8 protein-coding genes and 1 pseudogene are annotated in these 8,388 nt (G+C 35.9%); 4 read left to right on the forward strand and 5 right to left on the reverse strand.

The window, feature by feature from the left end; all coding sequences use genetic code 11:
- The 3 genes from hpt to rng all read right to left on the reverse strand — a co-directional run bounded on the left by hpt (position 1) and on the right by rng (position 3,468).
- Entirely contained in the window at positions 1-540 is a 540-nt protein-coding gene (gene hpt / locus ACWIW0_RS10800; protein WP_454453315.1) for a hypoxanthine phosphoribosyltransferase, read from the reverse strand.
- A 224-nt stretch (positions 541-764) separates the two neighbouring features.
- The gene (locus tag ACWIW0_RS10805) at positions 765-1,769 is read right to left on the reverse strand and encodes an extracellular solute-binding protein (RefSeq protein ID WP_454451014.1); all 1,005 of its coding nucleotides are present in this window, start codon (positions 1,767-1,769) and stop codon (positions 765-767) included.
- A 223-nt stretch (positions 1,770-1,992) separates the two neighbouring features.
- Positions 1,993-3,468 (reverse strand): ribonuclease G, encoded by a 1,476-nt coding sequence (gene rng / locus ACWIW0_RS10810; protein ID WP_454453316.1) that lies wholly within the window; start codon positions 3,466-3,468, stop codon positions 1,993-1,995.
- Positions 3,469-3,641: 173 nt separating this feature from the next.
- On the opposite strand from rng, the gene ACWIW0_RS10815 reads away from it, so the two are divergent.
- From ACWIW0_RS10815 to ycaO, 3 genes are read left to right on the forward strand one after another with little or no spacing between them, the layout of a single operon-like run.
- On the forward strand, positions 3,642-3,896 hold the full coding sequence (locus ACWIW0_RS10815; RefSeq protein WP_454453317.1) for a type II toxin-antitoxin system Phd/YefM family antitoxin: 255 nt from the start codon (positions 3,642-3,644) through the stop codon (positions 3,894-3,896).
- On the forward strand, positions 3,893-4,147 hold the full coding sequence (locus tag ACWIW0_RS10820) for a Txe/YoeB family addiction module toxin (RefSeq protein WP_454453318.1): 255 nt from the start codon (positions 3,893-3,895) through the stop codon (positions 4,145-4,147). Before ACWIW0_RS10815 ends, ACWIW0_RS10820 begins: the two co-directional genes overlap by 4 nt.
- Positions 4,148-4,182: 35 nt before the next feature.
- Positions 4,183-5,943, forward strand: a complete 1,761-nt coding sequence (ycaO, locus tag ACWIW0_RS10825) for a 30S ribosomal protein S12 methylthiotransferase accessory factor YcaO (RefSeq protein WP_454453319.1) — start codon at positions 4,183-4,185, stop codon at positions 5,941-5,943.
- A gap of 99 nt (positions 5,944-6,042) precedes the next feature.
- On the opposite strand, the pseudogene ACWIW0_RS10830 reads toward ycaO, so the two are convergent.
- A pseudogene (locus ACWIW0_RS10830) lies at positions 6,043-6,189 on the reverse strand (MetQ/NlpA family ABC transporter substrate-binding protein); the annotation flags it as partial.
- Positions 6,190-6,605: 416 nt separating this feature from the next.
- On the opposite strand from ACWIW0_RS10830, the gene ACWIW0_RS10835 reads away from it, so the two are divergent.
- Positions 6,606-6,983 carry a transposase gene (locus ACWIW0_RS10835; RefSeq protein WP_454453320.1) on the forward strand — a complete coding sequence of 126 codons (378 nt, stop codon included), beginning with the start codon at positions 6,606-6,608 and terminating at the stop codon, positions 6,981-6,983.
- A gap of 135 nt (positions 6,984-7,118) precedes the next feature.
- Here the strand turns inward: ACWIW0_RS10835 and ACWIW0_RS10840 are convergent, their stop codons facing one another.
- Positions 7,119-8,216, reverse strand: a complete 1,098-nt coding sequence (locus tag ACWIW0_RS10840) for an ATP-binding protein (protein WP_454453321.1) — start codon at positions 8,214-8,216, stop codon at positions 7,119-7,121.
- Positions 8,217-8,388 lie beyond the last annotated feature (172 nt).

An 8,388-nucleotide genomic window follows, 5' to 3' on the forward strand; every position in this document is an offset into this window, starting at 1 on the left:
TTATTCGTCTATCACAACTTTTGCGATGTAATCTAAATTTCGATAGCGTTGTGCGTAGTCAATGCCATAGCCAACAATAAATTCATCAGGAATAGCAAAACCAATCCACTCTACTGGCACATCAACCTCTCGGCGAGATGGTTTGTCTAATAGGGTACAAATGGCAACAGAACGTGGCTCTCGTAATTTTAAAATATCACGCACTTTATTTAGGGTAAAACCTGTATCAATAATATCTTCAACAATTAGTACGTCTTTACCGTTAATTTCGCCATCTAAATCTTTTAGAATTTTCACATCACGACTAGATTCTGTCCCCGTTCCATAACTTGATGCCGTTAAGAAATCCACTTCAACAGGCAAATTTAACTGACGAACAAGATCCGCCATAAACATAAACGAACCGCGTAAAAGCCCAACAACGACAAGGCTCTCACAATGATTATGTTGATAATAATGGTTAATTTCTTTGGCTAATTCAGCAATGCGTTGCTGTACTTCTTGGGTAGTAATAAGTGTTTCGATGTGATGTTTTTTCATAGGACTTTAACTCTTTTATCGAAAAAAAACCTAATTCAAGAGAATTAGGTCAGACTGATGACAAACTTCAAAAGAACGTAAAATCTGTAGGGTGGGCTTTAGCCCACCATCTTTAAAATCAATAAGTTACAAAATGGTGGGCTTAAGCCCACCCTACACGAAATAAGTTCGTCAATAATCTGAAGCCCCGATAATACGGGGCTTACTGATACACAAATGAAAAATTACTTCGCAGCTTTTAACTCTTGGTAATATTTTTCATAAAGCTCAATAGCTTCACCAACATCGTCTTGCCAGTGGCTTTTTTGTAATACTTCTGCGGTTGGATAGATTGCTGGATCATTAGTGATCTCTTTTGGCAATACTTCTAACGCTTTCACATTTGATGTTGGATAACCAATTTCTAATGTTAGTTTTTCCGCAACTGGTGCACTTAATAAGTAGTTAATTAGCTTATGTGCTGCTTCTGGGTTTTTCGCATTTGCTGGAATGGCTAAAGTATCCACCCAAAGTACTGGGCCTTCTTGTGGGAAAACCATATCAACTGGTGCTTGTTCTTTTTTCGCAATACGTACAGAACCATTCCATAATTGACCTACGCTCACCTCACCCGAAATAAATGAGTTTGCAGGGTTATCAGAGCTGAATGCCAATACATTTGGACGTAATTTTAATAACTCTTCATAAGCTGCTTTGATCTCTGCAGGATCAGTCGTATTTGGGTTTTTACCTAATTTTAATAAAGCAATATTAAATACTTCACGAGCATCATCTAATAATTGTACTTTATCTTTAAATTCAGGTTTCCATAAATCACCCCACGCAGTGAAGTTTTCACCTTTGTAGTCATTTGTATTAAATGCAATACCTGGTGCACCTAATAATTGTGGTAGTGAGTATTTATTACCTTTATCGTAAGGTTTATCTAACCAGTCAGGGTTAAGATCTTTAATTACTGGTAATTGGCTGTGATCTAACTCTTTTAACATTCCTTCACGAGCCATTTTTGATACAAAGTAGTTACTTGGTGCAATAACATCGTAACCACCATCTTTACCTTGAATCTTTAATTTCGCATACATTGTTTCATTTGATTCAAGACTTGAAACTTCGACTTTAATCCCTGTTTGCTTAGTAAATTCATCTAATAAACCTTCTGGCACATATTCAGTCCAAGTATAAAGATGTACTGTTTGGTTTGCCATTGCATTTGCACCAAATAGAACCATTCCAGATGTTAAAGCCACAGCCCATTTTTTCATTTAAGTTTTCTCCAAAGTAAGAGTTAATAAATAAGCGGTTGGATTTCTCCAAATTTTTACAAGTCTTTAAAAATCAAAGACGGGGGCATTCTAAATGCCCCCCTATATTTTGCAAGCCTTTTATAGCCAAATTGATGTTTTTTTAAGCTAACAGTCCCAATTTTGCCAAAAAGAATAACGATCTCACCGCTTACATTACCACCACATCAAACTGATCTTGGTAATAATAAGGCTCAATTTTTATTTCCACTTTTTTCCCTAAAAAGACTTCTAACTCAGCTAATAAGGCGTGAGATTCTTCGTTAATTAAATATTCGCCAACATTACGAGAGGCATAAACAACATAACGCTCTGAACGATAAAGATGATGAACACGAACGACTTCTCGTAAAATTTCATAGCACACCGTTTCAACGGTTTTAATCGTGCCACGTCCTTTACAAGATAAACAATCACAGCATAATACTCGCTCTAAGCTCTCTCTCGTTCGTTTTCGAGTCATTTCCACTAAACCAAGTTGTGTAAAGCCATTGACATTTGTTTTCACTCGGTCGCCTTTTAAGGCTTCTTGTAAAGAATCTAATACTCGCTGGCGATGCTCTTCATCTTGCATATCAATAAAATCAATAATGATGATGCCACCTAAATTACGAAGTTGTAGTTGATGTGCTATTGCTTGTGTCGCTTCTATATTAGTATTAAAAATCGTATGGGCTAAATTACGATGCCCGACAAATGCCCCAGTGTTAATATCAATGGTAGTCATTGCTTCTGTCTGTTCAATAATTAAATAACCACCCGATTTTAAATCCACCCGCTTATCTAATGCTTTTTGAATGCTATCTTCAACACGATAAACGTCAAATAAAGGCTGAGTTCCTGTATATAAACTCACGTTATCAGTTAATTCTGGCATAAATTCTGACAGAAACTCTTTAACCTGCTCGTAGGTCATTTTAGAGTCAATTTGAATTGATTTGATATGAGTACCAACAAAATCTCGCAACACTCGTTGAGCCAATGCTAGCTCACCATATAACATTGATTTAGTTTGATATTTTGCTTTTCTATCTAAAATTTTCCGCCATAATCGTTTCAGAAAAGCGACATCTTGTTGCAAACTTTCTTCGCTCACTTCTTCTGCTGCGGTACGAACAATAAACCCACCCAATTCATCACAATAAGGCTCAACCAATGCTTTTAAACGCTCTCGCTCGGCTTCACTTTCGATTCGTTGCGATACACCAACGTGGCTATTTTCAGGCATAAAAACAAGATAACGTGAAGGGAGTGTAATATCCGTAGTTAGTCTAGCCCCTTTTGTACCAAGTGGATCTTTAACTACTTGAACAATAATATCTTGCCCTTCTCGTACTAATTCACTGATGTTCTTCACCACAAATTGTTTCTTTTCGTTTTCATCGACACATTCAGTATGTGAAACAATATCGGAGGCGTGTAAAAATGCCGCCTTTTCTAAGCCGATATCGACAAAAGCGGATTGCATTCCTGGCAACACTCGGGTAATTTTCCCTTTATAAATATTACCCACAATCCCCCGTTTTGCTTCTCGCTCTATATGTACTTCTTTTAAAACACCATTTTCAACCAATGCCACCCTTGTTTCACTTGGGGTTACATTAACTAATAATTCTGCTTGAGCCATCTTTATTCTCTACCCTTTATTTTTTACCACTTAAATTCTACCCTAAATAAGCGGCGAGTTTCTGAAGTTTTTTTACTAAATATGATAAAACTCACAATTTATTGTACTTATTTTTGTACTTATGAAATAATAAAATGCATTTATTAACCGAATAAACTCACAATGGAGTAAATATGGAAGTGATGACCTATTCCACCTTTCGCAATCAATTAGCTGGGGCATTAGATCGAGTAAATGAAAATCACACTCCTATTTTGATTACTCGCCAGAATGCACCGCCTGCGGTGGTAATGAGCTTAGAAGATTTTCAATCTTATGAAGAAACAGCTTATTTAATTGCAAGTCCTAACAATGCACTGCGTCTTAATCAAGCTATTTCGCAAGTACAACAGCACAATGCAACCGTTCGGGAGCTTATCGAAGAATGATCCTTGCTTGGACTGATAACGCTTGGGAAGATTATCTTTATTGGCAAAGTACTGATAAAAAGATGCTTAAACGAATCAATCAGTTAATTAAAGAGATTCAACGCCAACCTTTTTTAGGTATTGGCGACCCTGAGCCACTGAAATATCACTTGTCTGGATATTGGTCTAGACGTATTGATAGGGAACATCGTCTCGTCTATCAAATTCATAACGAAACTTTATATATCGTACAGTGTCGTTATCATTACTAATTTTTAACCCTCTTCTTAACTATACAGAGAATAATATGACTCAAACCTTTATTACGGGTAAAGATGCCGCCCTTGAAGATAGCATCGCAAACTTTCAACACAAACTAAAAACATTAGGCTTTAACATTGAAGAAGCCTCTTGGTTAAATCCTGTTCCAAACGTATGGTCAGTGCATATTCGTGATGCAGACTGCCCACAATGTTTCTCAAACGGTAAAGGGGCAAGTAAAAAAGCTGCTTTAGCATCTGCCTTAGGCGAATACTTTGAGCGTTTATCTACTAACTATTTCTGGGCTGATTTCTATTTAGGCCAAGAAATTGCGAATGGCGAATTTGTACATTATCCATCAGAAAAATGGTTCGCTATTGAAGATGAAGAACAATTACCTGAAGGGATTTTAGATGATTTCTTACTAGATTATTTCGATCCTAACGGTGATCTAACGCCAGATCTTCTCGTTGATTTACAATCAGGCAATTATGATCGTGGTATCGTTGCCTTACCTTACACCCGCCAATCTGACAATCAAACCGTTTACATTCCACAAAGCATTGTTGCGAATTTATTCGTTTCAAATGGAATGTCTGCGGGCAATACAAAGAATGAAGCTCGTGTTCAAGGTTTATCTGAAGTTTTTGAACGTTTTGTCAAAAATCGTATTATCACTGAAGCGATTAGCTTACCTGAAATTCCACAAAGTGTTATTGATGGCTATCCAACTATTAAAGCCTCTATTGAAAAATTAGAGCAAGAAGGCTTCCCTATTCTCTGCTATGATGCATCATTAGGGGGGGAATTCCCTGTGATTTGTGTCATTCTACTCAATCCAAATAACGGTACTTGTTTCGCCTCTTTCGGGGCTCACCCTAATTTCCAAGTAGCATTTGAACGCACCGTTACCGAATTATTACAAGGGCGTAGCTTAAAAGATTTAGACGTTTTCGCACCGCCATCATTCAACAATGATGATGTTGCCGATCACGCAAACCTTGAAACGCACTTTATCGACTCAAGCGGTCTGATTTCTTGGGATCTTTTCAAATCTGAAGCGGACTATGACTTCGTGCATTGGGATTTCTCTGGTACAACCGAACAGGAATTTAGTAATTTAATCGCAATCTTCAACAAATATGAACAGCCTGTTTATATTATGGATTACGAACATTTAGGCGTATATGCGTGCCGTATTCTTGCACCAGGTATGTCAAATATTTATCCGTCTGATGACCTAATCTATGCCAATAACAATATGGGAATGGATTGGCGTGAAATTCTGCTTGATCTCCCTTATTTCCACCACGATAAAGCAACTTATCAAGAACTGCTCGATGAACTAGATGAACAAAGTATTGATGATATGACTCGTGTTCGTGAGTTTTTAGGTATCGTGGCAGAAAAAGGCTCTGCAATGCAAACCTTGCGTATTGGTGAACTAAAATCAATGCTCCATCTTGCATTAGGTAATCTGGAAGAAGCACTTGATTGGGCTAACTGGACAGCAAATATGAATGCAACGGTATTCAGTGCAGAACGTAATAATTATTACCGTTGCCTAATTAGCAGTATTGAATTGTTCTTAGATAAAAGCCGTCAACCTGAACAATATCGCACTGTATTTGAAAGAATGTATGGCAAAGATGCGGTTGATTTTGCTTGGTCAGCAGTACAAGGCGGTAATCCATTCAATGGTTTGCAAGGTGCTGATGAGTCTCTTGAAAGCTTAAAAGCACACCAAAAACTGCTAGATGCTTACCGTAAACTTCAAAAAGCGAAAGTAAATCCTATCGCTCGTTAAGCTATCACCTTGACTTAATTTGTTGTATTTAATAAAAGGGATACACTGTGATCTGCCCCCAAAATGAGTGTATCCCTTTTGGCTTGCTTTTAGCTGAAATTACCAACCTTTAATCATTGAGCCTTTAAAAACTTCATTTGCTTTTTGGAATACTTCTTCTGATTGGTAGGCTTTGACAAAATCTTTAACAATCTCTTTATCTTTATTATCAATACGAGAAACAATTAGATTCACATAAGGCGAGTTTTATCTTCTAGCCACGCTGGCGTCAGTGATGTACGGTGATATAAGTGCAGAAATCTTTTTGCGATCCAGATCGAAAAACTTGGCATTTATTCACAATTTTATTCTACACAACAAAATAAAATCTGTTATTTTTCAATTGGTTATAACTTTCCTTGTAGGGACGACACGCTGGCGTCCGTGATGTACGGTGATATAAGCACAGAAATATTTTTGCGATCTAGATCGAAAAACGTGGTATTTATTCACAATTTTATTCTTCTTTTCATTATTATATGAATATCATACAAATCGTTTAAAATTATTTTATGAATTATCCAAATCACAAATCTGTCCGTGTAAAATGGGATACCTATCAAAATGGTTGTTATTTCATTACTATTTGTACTCAAAATAAAATTCATTATTTTGGAGAAATAATGAATAATGAAATATCCTTTACATTATTAGGCATTGAATTGCAAAAGATTATTGAAAACACGCCGCTTGTTCGTAATGACCAATATATTGACATTCCTATCTATACCGTTATGCCAAATCATTTTCATATGATTATTACATTAAATTACAAGATAGATTGCCATCAGCATTATTTTGGTGTTCAGCGTAAAAATTTATCATCAGTCATTCGGGGGATTAAATCTAGATTAACTAGCTTTGCCATGAAAAATAACATTTCATTTCAATGGCAATCAGGATTTTACGAACATATTATTCAAAATGAACGTGCATTTTCAAAAATATATGATTATATACAAAATAATGTTATTAATTGGTCGGCAGATCGTTTTTATTAAATAAAGATTTTTATTTAAAAACAATGATATTATTATGAGCGGTATAAGTGTATAAGATGATCTTGGACACCTATACCGATATAGGAATTATCATAAAACACAGACTATCATAGTAGGCAACTATAAATTGCTTTCCTATATGTTTTCAGCTATCCACGTTTGAAAGTAAGGGTTATTTATTTTTAGCGTGTTTCCTGCGTCTCTCGTGATTATTTCTGCTTTCTCTAGCTTTCTAATTTTTCCTTGAATGCTACTGCTTGAAAGGTTTTCTATTCCTAGCTTTTGAGCTATCTGTTCTTTTGTTTTTTTGCTGTATAGGTTGTTATCATTGTTATAAATCGCTTTGATAAGTTCCTTTTCTAGCGCACTTAATGATTGCCATTGTATAGCGTAATCTGTAAGTTCTTCTAATTGTGATATTCTGCTTTGTGTAGCCTGTTCTAGGGTAAGATTTGGGTTAATTATCATATCTTGCGTTATAGCTCGTAAATAAAGCGGTGTATAATTAAAACGCTGAAATAACGCATAAAACGCCTGCTTGTCTATCTGCTTCCCTGTCCGCTCTTGGTAAATATCTGCTAAAAAATCCGTAAAATTTTTAGGTAAATTCGGAAAATCTAAAGAGTGAGCGAAATGAAAAAACGGAGCTTTGTGATCGTTAAACATTGAGCGTAGCCCATTGGTGCTACTTCCTGTGAAAATTACTTTTACTTTGTTTTGATTTATATCCAACCCAGTCCTTAATGATTTTACAAGCGTTTCAGTACCTTTTATTCGTGCTAACTCCTGAATTTCATCAAGCAACATTAAAATAGGCTTTGGGCTTTTTTCTGCTAATTCAGCAATAATTTGACTGACTGAAATCATTTGAGATTGTGCCGTTTCATTAAGTGATACGCCTACGCCCAGCACTTCAATTTGTCCTATTTTGTTCAATGCCTCTAAGACTTTACTTTTACCATTGCTGGCTTTATCTAAAAAGTCCGCCAATGCTTGAATAAAAGCCGTTTCCGTTTGGTGTCTTTGACTTTGCTCCATAAAGCTATAATAAAAAACATTAAAGCCCATTTCTTCCGCCAATGGTTTTATATCTTCTATTAAAAACTTGGTTTTCCCCATTCGTCTAGGTGCGAATAAAGTCAAAGCGTGAGAAATTCCATCTCTCAAACTAATTAGTAAACTGTTAGCTAGTTCAGTTCTTGGAAAGTGTAAAGGGTCTTTATTATGCTTCATTTATTATCCTTTATATTAAATTATACTAAATGAATATAATTATACTTAACTAATATAATTTAGTATATAGGCTAGAATTATTTATGTGGGGAGGATACGCTGATCCGTAATCCAGTCATAAAAATCTGCACCTTAATGAGTTGGTTGTTTAGTCCAACTTTTGGGGGGTAGA

The organism is Ursidibacter sp. B-7004-1 (assembly GCF_053654055.1).